The following is a 19,765-nucleotide window of genomic DNA, read 5'->3' as shown; positions in this document are numbered from 1 at the left end:
GCCATGTGCCCTGCCCCCGCCCGCCCTGCCAACAGCCTGTCGCTCGCGCCCGAGCGCATGGACTGGAACCTGCTGCGCACCTTCATGTTCGTGGTGCAGGCGCGCGGCGTGGGCCGGGCGGCGCAGGCGCTGCACCTGAGCCAGCCCGCGGTCAGCCAGGCGCTCAAACGACTCGAGGACGCGGTGGGAGGCATGCTGCTGCACCGCCGCAACGGCGAGTTTCGCCTGACCGGCCTGGGCGAGGAGATCTACGCCGTGGCCCGCGACATGTACGGCGCCATGGCGCGCATCGAGACCGCCGCCTCGCAGGAGCGCGAGGAGGTCGCGGGCACGCTGCGGCTGCTGGTCATGAGCCGAATCCAAAGCGCGGCCTACGACGACTTCCTGGCCGACTTCCACCAGCGTCATCCCAGGATCGAATTCCACATCGAGGTGCTGCCCAGCGCCGACATCCTCGACGCCCTGTCCAAGCGCGTGCCGGCGCTGGGCCTGTGCCTGTGCCGCAAGCCGGTCGAGGCGCTGGAGCGCCGGCTGTTCCTGCGCCACCACTACGCGGTGGTCTGCGGCCGGCGCCATCCGCTGTTCTCGCGGCCGCGGGTGGGCATCGAAGACCTGATGGACCAGAACTTCGTCTGTTTCGCCAGCGACCAGATCGGCGACACGCTGTCGCCGCTGACCATCTTCCGCGACCAGCAGGGCTTCACCGGCCGCATCGTCGGCACCTCGCCGCACATCGAGGAGGTGCGGCGCATGGTGGTGGCCGGGATCGGCCTGAGCTTCCTGCCCGAGCACCTGATCGTGCCGGACGTGGTGAACGGCGAATTGCGGCGCCTGCCGCCCAACGAGAGCGTGGCCGAGATCGACGTGTTCCTGACCTGGCACCGGCAGCGCAAGCTGAGCGCGGCCGAGACGGCCTACCTGGAGGCGTTCGAGCGCTTCCTGGCGCGCACGCCCCTGGCGGCCCGCGCCCGCTGAGCGGGCGCTACCTCCCATAGGCGGCGCCGGCGGTTATGGCGATAATGACCCCTTGCGCTTTGCCACCCGTCACCACCGCTCAAGAGGACGCCATGTCTCGTTGGACCTTCTACACCGCGCCGGGCACCTGTGCCCTGGCCACCCACATCGCCTTGCAGGAAGCCGGCGCCGAGTTCGACGTCGTCAAGCTGGATTTCGGCGCGGGGCAGCAGCAAAGCCCGGAATTCCTGCGCGTCAATCCCAAGGGGCGGGTGCCGGCGCTGGCCACCGAGCATGGCGTGCTGACCGAAACGCCGGCCCTGCTTGCCTTCGTGGCGCAGCGCTTCCCGGCGGCGGGGCTGGCGCCGCTGGACGACCCGTTCGCGTTCGCCCGCCTGCAGGAACTGAACAGCTACCTGGCGTCCACCGCCCATGTGGCGCACGCCCACAAGCGGCGCGGCGCGCGCTGGGCCGACGACCCGGCGGCGCACGAAGCCATGCGCGCCAAGGTGCCGGAAACCATGACGGCCGTGGCCGCGTACCTGGAATCGCAGATAGCCGGGCCCTGGGCGCTGGGCGACCGCTTCAGCGTGGCCGACGCCTATCTCTACACCATCGGCACCTGGCTGGATGGCGACGGCGTGGACATGGCGCGCTTTCCGGCGCTGACCGCCTACCTGGCGCGGGTCGCGGCGCGGCCGGCGGTGCAGCGCGCCCTGGCACAGGCCAAGGCCGAATAAGGCGCGCCCGACCAAGCCGGGTTCGAGCAAGCCGCTTCCGAACAAGGGCGTTTGAACAAAGCACGTCCCGACAAGACTCGCGGCGCGCGGGCCGGCTCAGCGCTGGGCCGGCGCCGCGTCCGCCGACAGGCTGCGCGGCGTGGTCGTGCCGTAGTCCTCGTCCGCATAGATGCAGGCCGGCAGCGGTGAAACCGCCCGGCCGCCCCGCTCCCACAAGGCCTCGATCCAGTCGGCCGCGGTGTCGGCGATGACGTCCTGCACGCAGAAGCCGGGATCGCGCCTGAACATCGGCACCGGCGGCGTCAGGCCGGTTTCGCCGTGCACCACGTCAAACAGGTTGCGGTGGCCTTCGATGGCCTTGTTCAGCACGTACAGGTCGGGCCCGTCCAGGCCGATGACCACGGAGAACGTGCCCTCGCCGTCCTGGTCGGGGAAGATGCCGAACTGGATCTCGCGCGCCTTTTCCGGCAGGCGCGGAAACAGGCCGGCCAGCACGCGCAGGGCGGCGTCGGAGTGGGCATCGAGTTCACGCCGCAAGGCAATTTGGTAATCGTGTTGGTTCATGCCGCGAGCTTAGCGGATCACGGATATTTCTGTTATTTCTGTCTTGACAGAAATAACAGAAATATCTACAGTGGCCCCATGAAACTGACTCCGATCGCCGAACGCTTCATCCTCCATTGGGGCGAAATGGGTTCACGCTGGGGCGTGAACCGCACCGTGGCGCAGATCCATGCCCTGCTCTACCTGCTGGGCCGGCCTGTGCCCGCCGAGGAAATCGCCGAGACGCTGGGCGTGGCGCGCTCGAACGTCAGCAACAGCCTCAAGGAACTGCAGGCCTGGCGCCTGGCCAAGGTGGTGCACGTCATGGACGACCGCCGCGACCATTTCGAAACCTCCACCGACATCTGGGAGCTTTTCAAGCTGATCGTCGAGGGCCGGCGCCAGCGCGAGATCGATCCCACGCTGACCATGCTGCGCGACACGCTGGCCAGCCCCGAGATGGCCGACGAGACCCCGCTCACCGCCCAGCGCGTGCGCGAGACGCTGGATTTCCTGGAGATTCTCACCACCTGGTCGGACGAAATGCTGCGCATGAAGCCCGACACTTTGATGAAGACGCTTGGCATGGGCGCCAAGATCAGCAAGACAATGCGGCGCACCAAGGGTTGACGACGTGGCGGGACCTCGATCCCGCCTTTTTTTGTCCACATATTTCTGTCTATACAGAAATATCAGAAATTAAAGAATCGATGATGCAGACTCACGGAGGGCGGAATCCATGAACATCCTGGTATGCGGCGCGAACGGTTTCATCGGCCGGGCGTTGTGCGAGGCCCTGGCGCGCGATGGCCACCGGGTGCTCAGGGGCGTGCGCCAGCCCCGGCGGCAGGACGAGATCGCCGTGGACTACCTCTCCGACACGACACCCGAAGACTGGGTGGACCGGTTGCGCGGCATCCACGTCGTCATCAACGCGGTTGGCATCCTGGTCGAAGGCGGCGGCCGCGATTTCGACCGCATCCATCGCCGCGCGCCGATCGCGCTGTTCGACGCCGCGGTCCTGGCCGGCGTCAGGCAGGTGCTGCAACTGTCGGCGCTGGGCGCACAGCGCGGCGATACCCCCTACTTCCAGAGCAAGCGCGCGGCCGACGACCATTTGCGCACCCTGCCGGTCGCGCATCACATCCTGCGGCCGGCGTTGGTCTATGGCGAGCATGGCGCGTCGGCGCGTTTTTTCCGCGCCGTGGCGTCGCTGCCCTTGCACCTCCTGCCCGCCGGCGGGCGACAGGCGTTGCGGCCGATCCACGTCGACGAACTGGCCGAAATCGTTGTCCGGCTGGTGCACGGCGCGGCGGACGCCCCGGCGGTGCTGGACCTGGCGGGCGGCACCGAAGTCAGCTTCAAGCGCATGCTGGCGACCTACCGTCAATCGCTGGGGTTCCCCGCCGCGTGGACCCTCGCCGTGCCCGGCGCGCTGATCAGCGCCAGCGCCCTGCTGCTCGATCGCGTGCCCGGTTCGCTGCTGACGCGCGACACCTGGCGCATGCTGCGCGCGGGCAACAGCGCCGACCCGTCCGCCACGGCGCGGGCGCTGGGACGGATGCCGGCGGGGCTGGAGACCTTCATCCCCGCCGCCGAGGCGCCCGCGTTGCGTCAGCAGGCCCTGGCGGCCTGGCGGCCCGCGCTGCTGCGCGGCGCGCTGGCGCTGATCTGGCTCTGGACCGCCGTGTGCAGCGCCTTCGTCTATCCGGTGGAGGGAAGCCTGGCGCTGCTGGCGCCGGTCGGCCTGCACGGATCGGCGGCCCTGGCGGCCCTCTACCTGGCCGCGGCGCTGGACGGCGCGCTGGGCATCGCCACGCTGTGGCGGCCCGGACGGCGGCTCTGGGCCGCGCAACTCGCGCTGGTGCTCGGGTACTCCGCGGTGATCGCCATCGCGCTGCCGGAATTCCTGTGGCATCCCTTCGGTCCGCTGCTGAAAAACGCCGCCGTCATCGCGCTCCTGTTCATTCTGCTCAGCGAGGAAACCCAATCATGAACGCCTATCTCACGATCAAGACCCTGCACATCCTGTCGTCCGTCCTGCTGGTGGGAACCGGTTTCGGCACCGCGTTCTACCTTTTCTTCGCCAACCGCACCGGCTCGGTGCCGGCCATCGCGGCGGTCTCGAAGCTGGTGGTGCGGGCCGACCTGTGGTTCACCACGCCCGCCGTGGTGGCGCAGCCGCTGACCGGATTGTGGCTGGCGCATGCCGCCGGCTGGAACTGGAGCACGCCGTGGATCGGCCTGTCGATCGGCCTGTATCTGCTGGCGGGCGCCTGCTGGCTGCCGGTGGTGTGGCTGCAGTACGAAATGGCCAAGATGGCGGACGGCGCCCACGCGGCCGGCGCCGTGGCGTTGCCGGCGCGCTACTGGCGCTTCGCGCGCTATTGGGAATGGCTGGGTTACCCGGCGTTCCTGGCGATGGTGGCGGTGTATTTCCTGATGGTGCTCAAGCCAGCGCTATAGGCGCCGGGCAATCCGGCCCAGCGGCTGGCCCTGCCCCACCCCTGTGGCGAGACCCGCGCCGGGCCGGCGCGGATCACGCGCGCCGGGTTCAGTCGATGGCGGCGCCGGCCGTCTTCACGACCTTGCCGAGCCGCGTGTACTCCTGGGCGCCGAATTCAGCCAGCGACTGACGCGTGGTCGGCGACGGGATCGCGCCGCGCGATTCCAGCGCCTGCTTGACCTCGGGACGCGCCAGGGCGCGCCCCACGGCGGCGTTGAGCTTGTCGAGGATCGCGGTTGGCGTGCCCTTGGGCGCATAGAGCCCGTCCCAGGCGAAAAACTCGTAGCCTTTGACGCCGGCCTCGCTCATGGTCGGGATATCCGGATTCGAGCGCACCCGTTCCGGCGTGGTCACGCCCAGCGCGCGCAGCTTGCCCGCCGCGATCTGGCCCGACACGTTCGGCATGACGTCGATCAGTAGCGAAACGCGGCCGCCCAGCAGGTCCGTCATGGCCGCGCTGCCGCCCTTGTACGGGATGTGCATGATCCTGACCCCCGCCATCTGGTTCAGCAGCTCACAGGCCAGGTGCGATGAGGTGCCGTTGCCGGCCGAGCCACAGGTCAGTTCGCCTGGATGCGACTTGGCGTAGGCCAGCAGTTGCGCCAGCGACTTGAAGCGCTCGTCGCTGGCATTGACCACCAGCGCCGCCGCGATCACGGTAAAGCGCGAGACCGGCTCGAAGTCACCCGGCGCATAGCCCGGCGACTTGTACAGCCAGTGATTGGTTGCCTGGGTGCCGTTGGTGCCGTACGACAGCGTGTAGCCGTCGGGATTGGCGCGCGCCACGATGGCGGTGCCGATGTTGCCGCCCGCGCCAGGCCGGTTCTCAATGATGATGGACTGCCCGAGTTCGCGCGACAGCGGCTCGGCCACCAGCCGGGCCAGGGTATCGCCGCCGCCGCCGGCGGCGAACGGCACCACCAGCGTGATGGCGTGGCTGGGCCAGGCGGCCGATTGCGCCGAGGCGGGATTCGCGGCCAGCGACAGGCAGGCGGCCGCGAGGCAGAGCGAGGTCTTGATGAGGGTCATGGTTTGTCTCCTTGGGGGTCGGGACCGCGCGCCCATTGGTTTTGGTGTGGCGGGCGCGCGGGGCAAATCTCGGATCGGTCGGTGACAGGCCTCCGGTGGTCAGGCGAAGCGGCAACTGACCGCGCCGAGCCGGCCGTAGTCCACGTGAAAGGTGTCGCCCCGCTGGGCAAACACGGGCCGCGTGAATGAGCCGCTCAAAATGATCTGGCCGGCTTCGAGCGCCACGTCATGGGTGGCCAGCTTGTTGGCCAGCCACACCACGCCGTTGGCGGGATGGTTGAGCACGCCCGCCGCCAGGCCGGTCTCCTCGATCACGGCGTTGCGCGACATCATGGCGCCGACCCAGCGCAGGTCCACCTCGCCGACCCGCACCGGCCGGCCGCCCATCACCACGCCGGCGTTGGCGGCGTTGTCGGCGATGGTGTCGAAGACCTTGCGCGGCCGCTTGCTGTCGGGGTCGATCTGGTGCGAACGCGCGTCGATGATTTCAAGCGCGGGAATCACGTAGCGCACCGCGTCCAGCACATCGAACAGCGTCACGCCCGGCCCCTTGAGCCGCCGCTCCAGGATGAAGGCCAGCTCGACCTCGACCCGGGGCACGATGAAGCGGTCGTGGGGGATATCGGCGCCGTCGTCGAACAGCATGTCGTCCAGCAAGGCGCCGTAGTCGGGCTCGTCGATCTGCGAGGACAGTTGCATGGCGCGCGAGGTCAGGCCGATCTTGTGGCCGACCAGCCGGCGGCCGCCGGCGATCTTGGCCGCCACCCATTCGCGCTGGATGGCGTAGGCGTCGGCGATGGTGATGTCGGGATGTTCGAGCGAGAGCTGGCGCACCTGGGTACGGCTGCGTTCGGCCTGGTCCAGTCGCTGGGCCAGCGCCTTGATGGTCGCGGCGTCCATGGAGGTTCCTTGGAATGTCATGGGATTTTCCGGCAGGGTTCGGGGAATGTCATTCGGGCGGCAGGTGGCGCCGGCTGCGCTTTTCCGCCAGCAGCCAGTCCTGGCCGCTGGCAACCAGCCGGTCCTGGCAGTCGCGGATGGCAACCAGGCGCGGCGCCCCGCCCTGCACTTGCGGATCGCTGTCGTAGGCGGTGAGGAAATAGCCGACCCTGGCCTGCGACCCGCTGTGTTCGAGCAGGCGCAGGTTGGTGATGACGTGGCAGGTGGTGCGCTGCGGCGCGCGCGCCTCCAGGGCCGCCAGCACCTCGCGCGGCCCGGTCAGCAGTTGGCCCTGGCGCAGCCAGGTGCCATCTGGCGCCATCAGCGCGGCGGCGGCCTCGTGGTGTCGGGTGTCCAGCGCGTGGAAAAAGGCCAGGACGACCGCCTCGCAGGCGGCCTTGGCGTATTCGGTCTGCATTCGGTTCTCCATCAGGGGGTCAGTCGATCCGGGCGCTGGACAACGGCGCGTCGGCGCGCGCCAGTTGCGCGGGGTCCACCTGGGTGCCTTGCGCGATCCACTGGCGCAACTGACGCAGTTCGCGCGCCGCGTTCACCGCCACGGCGCCGATGACGCGGCCGCCATCGTCCAGCGCCACCGACAGCAGCGCCCGCGCGTCCGCCTGGGGCCGCAGCACTTCGCGGGCGGCGCGCGCCGGAAAGCCGGCGATCTGCACCATGGCGTCGTACTGTTCCGACCAGACCGCGCCGCTGGGCTGGTAAGGCTGGCCAGCATCCAGCGCCGACAGCGCCGCCGCCGCGCCCTGGTCCTGGGCGTTCTGCCAGGATTCGAGGCGGATGGGGCCGCCGCCGGCGGGCGCGGCCACCGCCACGTCGCCGGCGGCCAGCACATCGGGCGCCGACGTGCGGCAGTATTCATCGACCAGCACGCCGCGCTCGCAGGCGACGCCGGCCTCGCGCGCCAGGGCGTCGTTGGCCTGCATGCCCACGCCCAGCACCACGGCGTCCGCTTCGATTCGGCTGCCGTCCGCCAGCTCGACGACGCAGCCGCCTTCGGGGCGCGCATGCACCGCGCGCAGGCTGGCGTTCAAGCGCAGCGCCACCCCCTGCCCGGCATGCAGCGCCGCCAGGTGGGCCGAGACGCCGGGCGGCACGCTGCGGGCGCACAGGCGCGGCGCCTGCTCCAGCACCGTGGTGGCGCAGCCCGCCTGGCGCGCGGTGGCGGCCACTTCCAGGCCGATCCAGCCGCCGCCGGCAATGACAATACGGCGGCCGGGGCCCAGGCGGGCCCGCAGGCGCAGGGCATCGTCGCGGGTGCGCAGCACATGCACGGCCGCGGCGTCGGCGCCGGGCAAGGCCGGCACGATGGGACGGCCGCCGGTGCACAGGATCAGTTTGTCGTAGCTGAGCGTGGCGCCGTCGGACGTCTCGACCTGATGGCGCTCGGGCCACAGCCGCGTTGCCGCGACGCCGGGCCGGAAGGTGATATCGAGTTCGGCCAGCCGTTCCAGGGAAAACAGCTCGGTGCTTTCAGGCGCCGCCTGGCCGCCCAGCACCGCCTTGCTCAAGGGGGGCCGCTCGTAGGGCGCGTGCGGTTCATCGCCCAGCAGCACGATGCGGCCGGCGTAGCCGCGGCCGCGCAGCGTGGCCGCCGCCCAGCCGCCCGCCTGCCCCGCGCCGACGATGACGATGGCGCCCGCTTTCACGGGGCCTCCGCGCTCAAATAGATGGTGCCGGCCTCGACCCGCACCGCGTAGCGGCGCAGGTCGGTGGTGACGGGCGGGCATTGGGGTTTGCCGCTACGGATGTCGAACACGCCCTGGTGCAAGGGGCATTCGATGGTGCCGTCTTCCATATAGCCGTCGGCCAGGCTGGCGTTGCCGTGCGGACAGCGGTCCTGGGTGGCGCAGATATCGCCCTGCAGGTCGTACAGGCACACGGCCTCGCCATCCAGCGCGACGCGCAGCGTGCCAGTGTCGGGAGAGATGTCGCCCACCTGGGCGACCGGGGTCCAGGTCGTCATGGTCACAGCCCCATCGCGTTGCGGTAGTAGTCGTAGAACGAGCGGATCAGCACTTCGGTCACCATGTAGTCGGCCGGCTCGGTGTCGCGCCCGCCCATCTCGACGATGCCGCGCGCCTCGGGGTAGCCGGTGACGCCGATCTGCACCTGGTTCAGCATCTCGCTGTCGTCCATCGAGACGAAGCCGGCCGGGCCGAGCAGGTTGGCGTGCTTCAGGCGCAGGCGGGTCATTTCCTCGTCATCGTCCTCGTAGCCGTAGTAGGTGAAGACGAGTTCATGCTCGGTCGGGCCGCGCGGGATCACGTGGCGGGTCTTGAGCGAATTGGCCTGGATGCCGAACTGGGCGGCCGGAAAGACCCAGGCGCCGCCGACCCGGCCGCGGTTGAATTCCGCGCGCGGGGTGACGGTTTCCAGGTCGAGCAGCTCCAGGTCGTCGCGGAAGCGGCTCATCTCGCTGGTGGCCTCGGTCTTCTTCTTGCCCTCGTTGTGCGACACCATCACGCTGTGGGCGCCGCCGCCGGTGGGAATGCACTCGGACTTGGAATCCGCGCGCCACAGGCCGAAGGTGATGTAGAAGGTGTGCAGCAAGGTGGCGTGGTACGGGTCCTTCAGGTTCTCCAGGTACATCTTCCAGTTGCTGGGGATGAGCTGGCGGCTGTAGCCCAGCAGCTTGAGCTTCTTGCCCGGCAGCATGTGGTCGATCTCGGCCAGCACCTCGGGGCCGCAGTAGTCCTCGAAACTGGGCGCATCGTCGGCGAACGTCGCCCAGATCGAGCCGCCGCGGTTGACACTGCGCAGCTTGCGGATGCCGTTCTGCCTGGGGTCGAAGTCGCGCGGCATGCCGCCCTTGCCCATGGCGCCGCGGCGGAACGGGACGCCCTGCAGGTTGCCGTCCAGGTCGTAGTTCCACTGGTGGTATGGGCAGGTGAAGTCGGTCACCTTGCCGGTGTTCTGCCAGCAGATCTGGGCGCCGCGGTGGGCGCAGCGGTTCTCCAGCACGTTGATCTCGCCGCTTTCGGTGCGCACCATGATGACCGGGCGGTTGCCGATCCAGTTGCGCTTGTAGCAGCCGGTTTCGGGCACTTCGCACTCCAGGCCGACGTAGTTCCAGGTGCGGCCGCCGAAGAAGACGTCCATTTCCTTCTGGAAGATGGCGGGGTCGGTGTAGACCCAGTTGGGAATGCGCGTGTAGCCCTCCTTGGGCCAGCGGCGCTCGATATGGATGGGGGCCGCGGCGGGAGTTTCCAGCACGGCGGAATCGGAACAGGTCATGGCGGGTTTCCTGGCAGCGGGATCAGAGGGGAACGATGAGCGAGGTGCGCACGCGGTAGTTGTCGTAGACGCAGTCGCGGCGGGCCAGCAGCGGGCCTTGCGGCGTCAGGCGCAGCTCGTCCAGGTAGCGGCCCACCATGTTCAGCGTGGGCTCGCGGTCGGACAGCGACTCCATCACGGCGAAGTTGGCCTGGGCCACGATGCGCTCGCCCTGCGCTTCGATGGCGCGCACGCCGCTGATGAAGTGGCGCAGCGAGCGCGGTTCGAACATGGTGGTTTCGCGCAGCGCGGTGACGCGGTCGCGCAGCATGTTCTTGTTCATGCAATAGATCAGGCCGAGCGGCAGGCCGGCGTCGTGGTTCTCGCGCGACAGCACGCGGTAATGGCAGTCCTCGGTGAAGAAGTCGGGCCATTCCTCCAGCCGGTCTTCGTCCAGGCAGTAGGCGTAGTCGTCGTAGAAATCGCGCAGGCGGGCGCGCAGCGAGGTGTCGTCGGGCAATTGGATCTGGGTCATGGGAATTTCCGGAATGCGAGCGGCGCGCTCAGGACGCGGCGGCCAGTTGCGCCAGGTTGCTTTCGAAACCGCCCTGGCTGCCGAGCGCCAGGATCGGTTCCTGCATGCGCTCCTGCCAGATCAGGGATTCCATGGCGATCTGCAGGGGGTGGTCCTGCACCGTCAGGGCCGAGGTGGTCTCGGTGCCCGAGTGGTGCGAATGCATGGCCCAGCCGGGCGCCGACAGGATCAGGTCGCCGGCCTTCCAGTCCAGCCGCACGCCGTTGACCTTGCTGTAGCCGTTGCCGCGCAGGTAGTAGTTGATGGCCGACGAGCTGTGGCGGTGCGGCACGTGGTGGTTGTCCGGCGGCGACGATGAAATCGTGGCGAAGAAGCTGTGGGTGGTGCCGATGCGGCGTTCGGTGGCCGGGTTGTACAGCACGAACAGGCGCCGGCCGTTATAGCCGCGCGCCATGTCCTCGACGCTGGGCAGGTGGCGCGAGACCGCCGCCCAGGGCCAGTGCAGCGCCTTCGATTCGAGCACGTCGATGTCGATCAGCCACTCGTAGCCCATCAGCCAGGCGCCTTCCGGCGTGATCTGTTCGCGCAGCGCCAGGTCACGCGCGCGCACCGACTCGGGCGAGCGGGCGGGCGCCGGGCGGGTGTTGGCGTCGGCCGGCGGCACGTCGCCCTCGAATTCCTCGACGTAGTGGATCTCGAGCTTTTCCAGTAGCGGCGCGTTGGAGTACGACAGCCGCACCCAGGGCGTCTGGCCGTCATTGCGGTACGAATGCACCTGCATCGCAGGCGTGTTCCACACGTCCCAGCGGCTCACCGCGATTTCGCGGCCGGCCACCGTGGCCACGCCTTCGCCGCTGATACAGATCTCCAGCATGTTGGAGTTCTTGCGCAGGTTGAAGGTGCGTTCGCCGGGGTTGACGACGTTGATGGTGACGTCCGTGCCAGGGGCCAGGCCCAGACCTGGCGCGGTCGCCAGCGGATGGGCGATGAGCGAGGCGCGGCGGCCGTTGGCGGGGCGCGGCGCGTCGATCAGGCGGGCGATCTCCAGGTCGATCTCCTCCTTGGGGATCACGATCGATGGCCATTTGTTCTGTTCGCGGGGCGCGGCCCCGCTGACGTCGATGAACATGTCTATCTCCTGTGGCCGGCGGGCGGTGCGCGCCGGCGTCATGGTGCTTTGAAGGGGTAATCGAAATCAGGGCTGCGCCAGCAGCAGGTTCTCGCGGGTCTGCGGTGGCAGGGCGACGCCCAGCCCGTGATCGCGGGCGTGCTCGTACGCCACCTGCGCCATCGCCAGGTCCGACAGGCCCATGCCCATGCCCTTGAACAACGTCAGCCGCGCATCCGGCTCACGGGTCTCGCCGCGCGCCAGCAGGTCGCCCAGCACCGCCACGCCGTCCCACGGCGCGCCGTCCGCGCCATAGCGTTCGCGCAGTTCGCGCGAGCCGCGCCGGGCGTTTTCCAGGTCGTCCACCACCACGCGGTCGGCGCGCTCGAACACGTCCTGGCTGAATTCGGCCTTGGCCGGCAGGATCGCGCCCACCGCGTTCAGGTGGCGGCAGTCGGCCAGCCGGGCCGCGTCGACGAAGGGCTCGACGGCGCGGGTGATCAGCGTCACGATCTCGGCGCCGTCCAGCGCGTGTTCCAGCGTGGGCGATTCCTCGATGGCGAAGGTGTACTTGCCGGACACGGCATCGACGAAGGCGCGGCGCTTTGCCGGCGTCGGGCTGTAGACCCGCACGCGCCGCAGCTTGCGCACCGCGGCCAATGCGGCCAGTTGCGTCACTGCCTGCGGTCCGGTGCCGATCAGGGCGGCCTGCGTCGCGTTCTCGGGCGCCAGGGCGCGGGTGGCCACGCCGCTGATGGCGGCGGTGCGCAACATGCCCAGCGCGCGCGCTTCGATCACCGCCCGCAACAGGCCGGTGTCGGCGTCGAACAGGCTGAACAGCGACCCGCCGCCCGCCTTGGTGTGGACCCAGGTTTTAAAACCGGCATAGCCGCCGGGGCCGGGCCGCACCGAGCCCAATGCATGCATCGAGCTGCCGTCGCCCCAGGTGGCCAGCGCCTTGGGCACGTTGCGCGCGCCCTCCTTCGCCTGCGCCACCAGCATGCGCTGCAGCGCGTCGATGGCGCGCGGGATGGTCAGCGCCGCCACCACGTCTTTTTCGGTGAGATACCGCAATGCCTCGGTCATGCCTGTGTCCTTCGTGTCATTGGGGGTGGACGGGTTCGTCCGCCACCGTGTTGCGCAGCGTGCCGACGCCCGGCACCTCGATCTCCAGCGTGTCGCCAGCCGCCAGGAAGCGCGGCGGCTGGCGGCTGGAGCCGACGCCTTCGGGCGTGCCGGTGGCGATCACGTCGCCGGGGGCCAGCGGCGTGAAGGCGCTGATGTAGGCGATCAGTTCTGGAATGGGGAAGATCAGGTCGGCCAGCTCGCCCTGCTGCACGGTCTCGCCGTTCAGGCGCGTCTCGATCCGCAGGCGCGCCGGGTCGCCGATCTCGTCGGCGGTGACCAGCCAGGGGCCGATCGCGCCGCTGCGCTCGAAGTTCTTGCCGGGCGTGACCTGGGCGTTGTGCTTCTGGAAGTCCCGCACCGAGTTTTCGGCCATGCAGGTGTAGCCGGCCACGTGGGCCAGGGCGTCGCGCGCCGCGATGTGACGCCCTGCCCGACCGATCACCACCGCCAGTTCGCCCTCGTAGTCGAAGCGGTCGGAGGCGCGCGGCTTCCAGACCGGCGCGCCGTGGCCGACGAAGCTGTCGGGATAGCGGGCGAACAGCGAGGGATGGCGCGGCAGCTCGCGGCCGGCCTCGGCCACATGGCGGCCGTAGTTCAGGCCGACGCAGAGGATCTTGCGCGGCGCCGGCACCGGCGGCAGCCATTGCAGGCCGGCTAGCGCAATGCCGGGGCCGTCCTGGCCGGCAGCCGCTTGCGCGATGGCCTCGATGCCCGCCGCCAGCGCAGTGGCCAGATCGGGCCAGTACCGCGTCAACGGCACGACCTCGGCGTCGCGCAGCACGCCCCAGGCCGGCTGGCCCGCATGCTCGAAGCTGATCAGCTTCATCTTGTCTCCTGTCCTGTGGGCGATCTTCCTGGCATGCAATTGAGTGACGTATTGCATGCATTCGGTGGCTTTTAAGTGCCTCGACCGCTGTTTTTCCGAATTATTGCATGCAATTTTGATAAATCGCAAGGTCGGACTGTTTTTTTGATGCGCGATTGCATGCAATTTTGTAGGTACACTGGAGGCCCCTTCAGATATGTTTCAGCCGACGATCCGCTATGGCCGCTCAGATCGACAAAGTGATTTCCGAACTCCGGGACATGGTGCTTTCCGGCGCCCTGCAACCCGGCGAACGCGTGGTGGAACTGCAGTTCTCGGCGCGCCTGGGCGTGTCGCGCACGCCGCTGCGCATCGCGCTGACCGAGCTGGAAAAGGAAGGCCTGCTGGAACGCCTGCCTTCGCGCGGCTTTCGCGTGCGGGCGTTCACCGTCGACGAGATCGGCGACGCGGTCGAAGTGCGGGGGGTGCTGGAAGGCATGGCGGCGCGGCTGTTGGCCGAGCGCGGCGCCAGCGCCGAGGTGCTGGAGCAGTTGTCGCAGGCGGTGGAGGAGGGCCGCGCCCTGCTGGCGCCGGCGCGGCGCGACCCCAAGGCCACGGTGGACGCGCGCGCCTGGGGGCAGATCAACCGCCGCTTCCACGAGATCCTGTGCGAAGCGGCCGGCAACCGCGCCCTGCTGTCGGCGCTGGAACACAACAACAAGACGCCGCTGGCCGGCCCGGCCGCGCTGACGCTGCCGTCTACGCCGTCGCAGTTGGAGACGCCCTTCGTGTTACGGGCGCAATCGGATCACGAGGACCTGCTGCGGGCGATCACGCGGCGCGAGGCCGCGCGCGCCGAGAACCTCATGCGCGAGCACGCCTACCGCAGCCGCGAGAACAAGCGCGTGCTGCTGGAATCCCTGCGGGGGGGCGTGGCGGGCGTGGCGCAACCGGCCGATAGCGCGGCGGCTTAGCGCCCTGCGGCCTCGCGGCATGCGCGCGGCCCCGACCCGTCTACATGGCGCAGGGCAGCCCGGCGGCGGGGAACGTCGGTGCGATGGGGCCGCCAGGCCAGGCTGCATTCAGAACAGCCGGCGCACGCGCTCGCGGATGGCGCCGGCATAGGCCCAGCACCACACCGCCAGCGCCAGCATCGCCACCGTGAAATAGGCGCGCGCCTCCAGCGGCACCGGATTCAGGCGCGACAACGTCGGGAACGGCTCGTAGCCGATGAAGTCGCTGGCGGCCAGCGCGCTGAACAGCAGCGCCAGCACCGGGCCGGTGAAATGCGGGCGTTCGCCGCGGGTCCGCGGATCGGCCCGGAATCGCCAGTGGAACAAGCGCAGCAACTGGATCACGACGGCGGCCAGCGGAACGACCAGGGCAAGCTGCAGTACGAGCAGCGCAACGATGACTTGAGTGGGAAGCATGGCCGCGATTTTACGCGGCCTCGCGGCGCGCTACGGGACAACCCCTATTACTGCGCGATATGCAAACAACTATCGTATTCGAGAATTATCAAATAAGAGAATTCTCGCTTCCGACAAAATGGCCGCAGACCCTACTTACGATTACGCCGTCATCGGCGCCGGCATCGCCGGCGCTTCCGTGGCCTACCGCCTGAGCGCGGCCGCCTCCGTGGTGGTGCTGGAGCGCGAGGCACAGCCCGGCTACCACTCCACCGGCCGTTCGGCCGCCATGTTCATGGAGACCTACGGCACCGCGCAGATCAAGGCGCTGACGCGAGCCAGCCGCGACTTCTACGAACATCCGCCGCAGGGTTTCTGCGAGCATCCCCTGCTGAGCCCGCGCGGCGTGCTGTACATCGCCGCGCCCGACCAGCAGGACCTGCTGCGCGAGGTCTACGACGAATTCCGCAGCCAGTCGCCCAACGTCACGCTGATCGACGCCGAACAGGCGCTGGCGCGCGTGCCCTGCCTGCGGCCTGACCAGTTGTGCGGCGCCATCGAGGAGCCGGACGCCCGCGATATCGACGTCCATGCCTTGCACCAGGGCTTCCTGCGCGGCATGACGCGCCAGGGCGCGGTGCTGCGCAACAACGCCGAGCTGGTTGCCGCCACGTACGAGGACGGCGCCTGGACCCTGACGCTGGCCGGCGGCGAGCCGCTGCGGGCGCGGGTGTTGGTGAACGCGGCGGGCGCCTGGGCCGATCAGGCCGCCGCGCTGTGCGGCGTGCGGCCGGTGGGCCTGCAGCCCTGCCGCCGCACCGCCTTTACTTTCACCGGGCCGGACGACATCGACTTCGCGCACTGGCCGGCCGTGGTCGGGGTCGACGAGAGCTTCTATTTCAAGCCCGACGCCGGCCAGTTGCTGGGCTCGCCCGCCAATGCCGATCCGGTGCCGGCGCACGACGTGGTGCCCGAGGAACTGGACGTGGCTACCGGCATCTACCGCATCGAAGCGGCCACCTCGCTGACCATCCGCCGCCCGCGCCACACCTGGGCCGGCCTGCGCTCGTTCGTCGCCGACGGCGATTTCGTGATCGGATGGGATCCGGCCACGCCCGCTTTCTTCTGGCTCGCGGCCCAGGGCGGCTACGGCATCCAGTCCGCCGCCGGCGTCTCGCGCCTGGCCGCCGACCTGCTGCTCGACCTGCCGTTGAACGACAGCCTGACCGCGCAGGGGGTCGACCCCGCGCGCCTGTCGCCGGCCCGCTTCTCCCCTTCCCGATAGGAGCCCGTTCCATGAGCCAAGCCATCCAGCGCCTGCCCAGCAGCCTGCCCTTCCCCTTCTCGCGGGCCGTGAAGGCCGGCGGCTTCCTTTTCCTGTCGGGGCAGGTGCCGATGAGCGCCGCCGGCGAGGTGGTGCGCGGCGACATCCAGACCCAGACCCGCGCGGCCTGCGAGCGCATCGTCGAAAGCCTGGCGGCCGGCGGCGCGCGGCTGGACCAGGTGGTCAAGGCCACCGTGTGGCTGTCGGACATGAGCCATTTCGCCGGTTTCAACGAGGTTTACAAGGAATTCTTCGGCGCGGCGCTGCCGGTGCGCTCGACGGTGGCGTCGGCGCTGGCGCTGAACGTCGATGTGGAAATCGAAGTGCAGGCGTATATCGGGCATGACCCAAGCGGGCAGGACGAAAGCGGGCAGGACTGAAGTTCGACACGGCGGCAAGAACGGACAACCCTAAAGCACGGAGCGATCGCATGAAGATTTTTTCCGGGTCCCTGGCGACCGAGACCAATACCTTCTCCCCCATTCCGACCGGCCTGTCGGCCTATCGGTCGCGCGGCTACTACCCGGCCGGCCAGCACCCGGACCGCATGCAGATGTTCTCCGGCCCCCTGTGGGCCGCGCGCCAGCGCGCCCAGGGCAAGGACTGGACGCTGATCGAGGGCATGACGGCGGGCGCGACGCCGGCCGGCCTGACCACCCGCCACGCCTACGAGACCCTGCGCGACGAACTGCTGGATGACCTGCGCCGCGCCGGCAAGGTCGACATCGCGCTGTTCGGCCTGCACGGCGCGATGGTGGCCGATGGCTATGATGATTGCGAAGGCGACCTGCTGCGGCGGGCGCGCGAGATCGTCGGCCCGGACACGGTGATCGGCGCCGAGCTGGATCCGCACTGCCACCTGACCGACGCCATGGTGAACAGCGCCGATTTCCTGGTGTGCTTCAAGGAGTACCCGCACACCGACATCCTGGACCGCGCCTACGACCTGGTCGACCTGTGCGTGGCGCGCGCCGAGGGCCGCATCAAGCCGACGCGCGCGGTCTTCGACTGCGAAATGATCTCCATCATGCACACCAGCCGCGAGCCGATGCGCGGTTTCGTCGACCGCCTGCTGGCGATGGAAGGCAAGGAAGGCGTGCTGTCGGTGTCGATCGCGCACGGCTTTCCGTGGGGCGATACGCCCGACATGGGCTCCAAGGTGCTGGTCTACACCGATGGCGACGCCGGCCAGGCCGAACGCCTGGCGCGCGCGCTGGGCGAGGAGATCATCGCTTTCCGCGACCAGTTGGCGCCGCCCTACCCCGGCGCCGACGAGGCGCTGGACCAGGCGCTGGCACTGGCCGATTTCCCCGTGGTGCTGGCCGACTCGGCCGACAACGCCGGCGGCGGCGCGCCCAGCGACGCCACCTTCATCCTGGAACGCGTGCTGGCGCGCGGCATCCAGGACGTGGCGACCGGGCCGTTCTGGGACCCGGTGGCCGTGCAGCTCTGTTTCGAGGCCGGCCAGGGCGCGCAGATCAAGCTGCGCATCGGCGGCAAGGTGGCGCCGGTGTCGGGCCAGCCGCTGGACCTGGCCTGTGAGATCGTCGCGCTCAAGCGCGACGCCATCATGACCGGGCTGGCCGGCACGCCCGCGCTGCTGGGCGACGTGGCCGTGGTGCGCAGCCAGGGCGTGACCATCGTCATGACCACCAATCGCACCCAGGCCATGGACACCGACCTGTTCACGCAGTTCGGCGTCGATCTGGGCGCGATGAAGCTGGTCATCCCGAAGTCGTCGCAGCACTTCTACGCCTCGTACTCGAAGCTCGGTCGCCACGTCATCTACGTCGAGACGCCCGGCGCCATCACGCAGGACTACAACGCGCTGCCGTTCACCAAGCGCAAGTTGCCGAAATGGCCCTTCAAGGGCTGATATCCAACCATTGCCCACGCAGGCAACCGGACAAAACAAGGGGATGACCATGATGAAACGATTCAGCCTGCTGGGCGCCGCCGCCCTGCTGGCCTGCGGGCTGGCCGCGGGCCAGCCGGCCCAGGCCCAGGCCAAGACGCTGCGGATGGTGCCGCACGCGGACCTGAAGACGCTGGACCCGCTGTTCAACACCGCCTATATCACCCGCAACCACGGCTACATGGTGTTCGACACGCTGTTCGCGCAGGACAGCCAGGGCCTGCCCAAGCCGCAGATGGTGGAAAGCTGGACCGCCTCGCCCGACGGCAAGGCCTGGACCTTCAAGTTGCGCCCGGGTTTGAAGTTCAACGACGGCACCCCGGTGACCGCCGAAGACTGCATCTCCTCGCTGCAGCGCTGGGCCAAGAAGGACACGATGGGCCAGGCGCTGATGGCCGCCGGCGCCGAACTGGCCGCCACCGGTCCCGACAGCTTCTCGCTGACGCTCAAGCAGCCATTCGGCCTGGTGCTGGACGCGCTCGCCAAGCCGTCGGGCATGCCGCCGTTCATCATGCCCAAGCGCCTGGCGCAGACCGACGCCAACACCCCCGTCACGGAAATGGTCGGCTCCGGCCCGTTCCTGTTCAAGCGCGATGAGTGGGTGCCGGGCAACAAGGTGGTGTACGTCAAGAACCCGGCCTACGTGCCGCGCAACGAACCGGCCGACGGCCTGGCCGGCGGCAAGGTCGCCAAGGTCGACCGGGTCGAATGGATCTACATTCCCGACGGCAATACCGCCACGGCCGCGCTGATGAACGGCGAGGTCGACATGATCGAGCAGACCACGCCCGACTTCCTGCCGGTGCTGGAAAGCAACCCGGACATCAAGCTGAACACCTCGGTCGCCACCCAGGGCATGGCCATCGTCAACGCGCTGCATCCGCCGTTCGACAAGCCGCAGGCGCGCCAGGCGCTGTACTACCTGTTCAGCCAGAAGGAAATGCTGGCGGCCATCGGCTATCCGGAGAAGTACCGCGTCGACTACTGCGCCACGCTGTACATCTGCGGCTCGCCGCTGGCCACCGACGCCGGCGCGGCGCCCTACGCCAAGCCCGACCTGGCGCGCGCCAAGCAACTGCTGCAGGAGGCCGGCTACAAGGGCGAGAAGATCGTGGTGCTCTACCCCACCGACCACATCAGCGCGCCCGCTGTCATGGTGCTGACGCAGAACATGAAGAAGGCCGGCCTCAAGGTCGACCTGCAATCCATGGACTGGGCCTCGCTGGCGGCGCGCCGCCTGAAGAAGGATCCGCCCGAGCAAGGCGGCTGGAGCCTGTTCGTGACCTGGGGCGGCTACTACGACGCCAGCACGCCGCTGACCAACCCGTGGCTGTCGGCCGCCTGCGGCAACAGCCTGCCGGGCTGGCCCTGCGACAAGGAACTGGACGCGCTGCGCACCCAGTGGATCCAGGAACCCGACGCCGCCAGGCGCAAGGACATCGCGGCGCAGTTGCAGGCCCGCGCCTACCAGACGGTGCCGTACGTCATGTGGGGCGAATTCAAGCCGGTGTCGGCGATCCGCGGGCTGTCGCACACGGAGCTGATGAAGACCGGCATCCCCGTGATGTGGAACGTGGAAAAACCATAACGCGGCGCGGG

Annotated in this window: 22 protein-coding genes; 10 read left to right on the top strand and 12 right to left on the bottom strand. The window is 69.1% G+C overall.

Features of this window, described 5'->3' with window-relative positions; genetic code table 11:
- Positions 1-3 precede the first annotated feature (3 nt).
- Positions 4-975 carry a LysR family transcriptional regulator gene (locus ACUDCK_RS13820; protein WP_054502493.1) on the top strand — a complete coding sequence of 324 codons (972 nt, stop codon included), beginning with the start codon at positions 4-6 and terminating at the stop codon, positions 973-975.
- Positions 976-1,067: 92 nt separating this feature from the next.
- Positions 1,068-1,694, top strand: coding sequence for a glutathione S-transferase family protein (locus ACUDCK_RS13815; protein WP_175167818.1), 627 nt, complete (start codon positions 1,068-1,070; stop codon positions 1,692-1,694).
- Positions 1,695-1,790: 96 nt separating this feature from the next.
- On the opposite strand, the gene ACUDCK_RS13810 is transcribed toward ACUDCK_RS13815, so the two are convergent.
- On the bottom strand, positions 1,791-2,258 hold the full coding sequence (locus tag ACUDCK_RS13810) for a DUF6389 family protein (RefSeq protein WP_175167819.1): 468 nt from the start codon (positions 2,256-2,258) through the stop codon (positions 1,791-1,793).
- A gap of 78 nt (positions 2,259-2,336) precedes the next feature.
- Between ACUDCK_RS13810 and ACUDCK_RS13805 the strand changes: the two genes are divergently transcribed.
- From ACUDCK_RS13805 to ACUDCK_RS13795, 3 genes are all read left to right on the top strand, one after another.
- The gene (locus ACUDCK_RS13805) at positions 2,337-2,867 is read left to right on the top strand and encodes a GbsR/MarR family transcriptional regulator (RefSeq protein WP_054502496.1); all 531 of its coding nucleotides are present in this window, start codon (positions 2,337-2,339) and stop codon (positions 2,865-2,867) included.
- Positions 2,868-2,976: 109 nt separating this feature from the next.
- Positions 2,977-4,233 (top strand): SDR family oxidoreductase, encoded by a 1,257-nt coding sequence (locus ACUDCK_RS13800; RefSeq protein WP_175167820.1) that lies wholly within the window; start codon positions 2,977-2,979, stop codon positions 4,231-4,233.
- Positions 4,230-4,703, top strand: coding sequence for a DUF2269 family protein (locus ACUDCK_RS13795; RefSeq protein WP_175167821.1), 474 nt, complete (start codon positions 4,230-4,232; stop codon positions 4,701-4,703). Before ACUDCK_RS13800 ends, ACUDCK_RS13795 begins: the two co-directional genes overlap by 4 nt.
- An 88-nt stretch (positions 4,704-4,791) precedes the next feature.
- On the opposite strand, the gene ACUDCK_RS13790 is transcribed toward ACUDCK_RS13795, so the two are convergent.
- From ACUDCK_RS13790 to ACUDCK_RS13745, 10 genes are all read right to left on the bottom strand, one after another.
- Positions 4,792-5,772: a Bug family tripartite tricarboxylate transporter substrate binding protein gene (locus tag ACUDCK_RS13790; RefSeq protein WP_054502498.1), complete on the bottom strand. Its 981-nt coding sequence runs from the start codon at positions 5,770-5,772 to the stop codon at positions 4,792-4,794.
- Positions 5,773-5,871: 99 nt separating this feature from the next.
- Positions 5,872-6,672, bottom strand: a complete 801-nt coding sequence (hpaH, locus tag ACUDCK_RS13785) for a 2-oxo-hept-4-ene-1,7-dioate hydratase (RefSeq protein ID WP_175167879.1) — start codon at positions 6,670-6,672, stop codon at positions 5,872-5,874.
- A 49-nt stretch (positions 6,673-6,721) separates the two neighbouring features.
- Complete coding sequence (locus ACUDCK_RS13780; RefSeq protein WP_231132831.1) at positions 6,722-7,129, bottom strand: nuclear transport factor 2 family protein; 408 nt, start codon at positions 7,127-7,129, stop codon at positions 6,722-6,724.
- A 19-nt stretch (positions 7,130-7,148) separates the two neighbouring features.
- Positions 7,149-8,375 (bottom strand): NAD(P)/FAD-dependent oxidoreductase, encoded by a 1,227-nt coding sequence (locus ACUDCK_RS13775; protein WP_175167822.1) that lies wholly within the window; start codon positions 8,373-8,375, stop codon positions 7,149-7,151.
- Positions 8,372-8,692 (bottom strand): non-heme iron oxygenase ferredoxin subunit, encoded by a 321-nt coding sequence (locus ACUDCK_RS13770; RefSeq protein ID WP_049073688.1) that lies wholly within the window; start codon positions 8,690-8,692, stop codon positions 8,372-8,374. The genes ACUDCK_RS13775 and ACUDCK_RS13770 overlap by 4 nt, the downstream gene beginning before the upstream one ends.
- Positions 8,693-8,694: 2 nt before the next feature.
- Positions 8,695-9,963: an aromatic ring-hydroxylating dioxygenase subunit alpha gene (locus ACUDCK_RS13765; protein ID WP_175167823.1), complete on the bottom strand. Its 1,269-nt coding sequence runs from the start codon at positions 9,961-9,963 to the stop codon at positions 8,695-8,697.
- Positions 9,964-9,985: 22 nt separating this feature from the next.
- On the bottom strand, positions 9,986-10,477 hold the full coding sequence (locus ACUDCK_RS13760) for an aromatic-ring-hydroxylating dioxygenase subunit beta (RefSeq protein ID WP_175167824.1): 492 nt from the start codon (positions 10,475-10,477) through the stop codon (positions 9,986-9,988).
- A gap of 28 nt (positions 10,478-10,505) precedes the next feature.
- On the bottom strand, positions 10,506-11,606 hold the full coding sequence (locus ACUDCK_RS13755; RefSeq protein ID WP_175167825.1) for a cupin domain-containing protein: 1,101 nt from the start codon (positions 11,604-11,606) through the stop codon (positions 10,506-10,508).
- Between the two features lie 66 nt (positions 11,607-11,672).
- On the bottom strand, positions 11,673-12,671 hold the full coding sequence (locus tag ACUDCK_RS13750; protein WP_175167826.1) for an ornithine cyclodeaminase family protein: 999 nt from the start codon (positions 12,669-12,671) through the stop codon (positions 11,673-11,675).
- Positions 12,672-12,687: 16 nt separating this feature from the next.
- Positions 12,688-13,539 (bottom strand): fumarylacetoacetate hydrolase family protein, encoded by an 852-nt coding sequence (locus tag ACUDCK_RS13745; protein WP_175167827.1) that lies wholly within the window; start codon positions 13,537-13,539, stop codon positions 12,688-12,690.
- Between the two features lie 218 nt (positions 13,540-13,757).
- Between ACUDCK_RS13745 and ACUDCK_RS13740 the strand changes: the two genes are divergently transcribed.
- Positions 13,758-14,492, top strand: coding sequence for a GntR family transcriptional regulator (locus ACUDCK_RS13740; RefSeq protein ID WP_054502507.1), 735 nt, complete (start codon positions 13,758-13,760; stop codon positions 14,490-14,492).
- 108 nt (positions 14,493-14,600) lie between these two features.
- On the opposite strand, the gene ACUDCK_RS13735 is transcribed toward ACUDCK_RS13740, so the two are convergent.
- Complete coding sequence (locus tag ACUDCK_RS13735; protein WP_054502508.1) at positions 14,601-14,948, bottom strand: hypothetical protein; 348 nt, start codon at positions 14,946-14,948, stop codon at positions 14,601-14,603.
- Positions 14,949-15,066: 118 nt separating this feature from the next.
- Here ACUDCK_RS13735 and ACUDCK_RS13730 point away from each other — a divergent pair, with 118 nt between their 5' ends.
- The 4 genes from ACUDCK_RS13730 to ACUDCK_RS13715 are packed head-to-tail and all read left to right on the top strand — an operon-like array spanning position 15,067 to position 19,754.
- Entirely contained in the window at positions 15,067-16,212 is a 1,146-nt protein-coding gene (locus ACUDCK_RS13730; protein ID WP_175167828.1) for an NAD(P)/FAD-dependent oxidoreductase, read from the top strand.
- A gap of 11 nt (positions 16,213-16,223) precedes the next feature.
- Positions 16,224-16,631, top strand: coding sequence for a RidA family protein (locus tag ACUDCK_RS13725; RefSeq protein WP_175167829.1), 408 nt, complete (start codon positions 16,224-16,226; stop codon positions 16,629-16,631).
- Positions 16,632-16,681: 50 nt separating this feature from the next.
- Positions 16,682-18,127: a M81 family metallopeptidase gene (locus ACUDCK_RS13720; protein ID WP_175142332.1), complete on the top strand. Its 1,446-nt coding sequence runs from the start codon at positions 16,682-16,684 to the stop codon at positions 18,125-18,127.
- A 49-nt stretch (positions 18,128-18,176) separates the two neighbouring features.
- A complete protein-coding gene (locus ACUDCK_RS13715; RefSeq protein ID WP_175167830.1) occupies positions 18,177-19,754 on the top strand; it encodes an ABC transporter substrate-binding protein in 1,578 nt (525 codons plus the stop codon).
- The last annotated feature ends 11 nt before the right edge of the window (positions 19,755-19,765 follow it).

The organism is Achromobacter sp. CF-sbj1-Ac2-l (assembly GCF_052698165.1).
The sequence above is the reverse complement of the archived record's forward strand: the minus strand, read 5'-3'. Positions and strand labels throughout refer to the sequence as shown.